Here is a 1,141-nt window from a genome sequence, read left to right as displayed (position 1 = left end):
GTGAAAGCCGCCATCTCGCACCAGGTCGATCTGTCGGAATTGCCCCTGAAGGTGCTGCAGGAGTTCAACCCGAGTATCGAGAAGGATGTGTACGAGGTGCTGTCCTTGCGCGGCTCGCTCAATGCGCGCGATATTCTGGGTGGCACGGCGCCGAATCAGGTGCGGGCGCAGATTGCGCGGCATCTGAAGCGGCTGGGGTAATTTCGGTACCGCGGGGAGCTGTGCGCGACTCCACCCACTATGGCCATGACAACTTACCTGGCACTCCTGCGCGGCATCAATGTTTCCGGGAAAAACTCCATCCGCATGCCTGAGTTGCGGGACAGTGTTTCACGCCTGGGATTTCGGGACGTTCAAACCTATCTGCAGAGCGGGAATATCGTTTTTCAAGCTGATCCGTCCGATGAGGCCGCGCTCGCTGCAAGCATCCAAGCCAAGATCGCTAAGGACTTCGGACATGAGGTTCCCGTTCTGGTGCTATCGGCCAAAGACCTCGCTCACATCGCGAACTCGAATCCCTTGTGGCCGAAGACCGGCGGCGACGAGACGCTGTTTCACTGCACCTTCCTGTTCCAGCCGGTTGCTCAGGATCGATTCCAGGCGCTCAAGCTGCCCGCTGTCGCTGGCGAGCGCGCGGTCCTCGTAGAGAATGCCGTCCTGCTGCACTGTCCGCACGGCTACGGCAAGACAAAATTGAACAACAGCTTTTTCGAGCGTGCGCTCGGCGTCCCGGCCACGACGAGAAACTGGCGCACCGTCCTTGCGCTGCAGNNGCGCGGCATCTGAAGCGGCTGGGCTGAGGCCCTTACCTGGAGCCATTGGAGAACACTTTAAATGCTATTAATTGGATAGCTACTTGCGCAGAGAGTATGAGGGCTGGAGGCCAAAATAGCTTATAAACAGCCCTAACCCAGCCCGGATCGACATGACTTGAGCCGCCACATGACTACCAGCATCCGCATTGCCACCCCCGAAGACGCCGACGCCGCATGCCAAGTGGTTCACCGCTCCATCTCCGAATGTTGCGCCGCCGATCACCACAACGATCCGGCATTGGTGCAAGCATGGCTCCACAACAAGACACCCGCGAATGTTCGAGCATGGCTCGACCAGCAAGACGCGTTTTCAGTGGTAGCTGAGG

Annotated in this window: 1 protein-coding gene and 2 pseudogenes; all 3 read left to right on the top strand. The window is 58.8% G+C overall.

The genetic code is table 11. The features are described from left to right. Nucleotides 1–201 (top strand): annotated as a pseudogene (locus B3V69_RS01175) (argininosuccinate lyase); the annotation flags it as partial. Between the two features lie 39 nt (nucleotides 202–240). Beyond that, nucleotides 241–786: a DUF1697 domain-containing protein gene (locus B3V69_RS01170; protein ID WP_422662605.1), complete on the top strand. Its 546-nt coding sequence runs from the start codon at nucleotides 241–243 to the stop codon at nucleotides 784–786. A gap of 156 nt (nucleotides 787–942) precedes the next feature. Beyond that, nucleotides 943–1,141: pseudogene (locus B3V69_RS01165) on the top strand (GNAT family N-acetyltransferase); the annotation flags it as partial.

This window comes from Rhodoferax sp. UBA5149, assembly GCF_002413825.1.
In the GTDB taxonomy this organism is placed as follows: domain Bacteria; phylum Pseudomonadota; class Gammaproteobacteria; order Burkholderiales; family Burkholderiaceae_C; genus Rhodoferax.
Note: the sequence above shows the minus strand (reverse complement) of the source record. Positions and strands in the feature narration are given on the sequence as shown.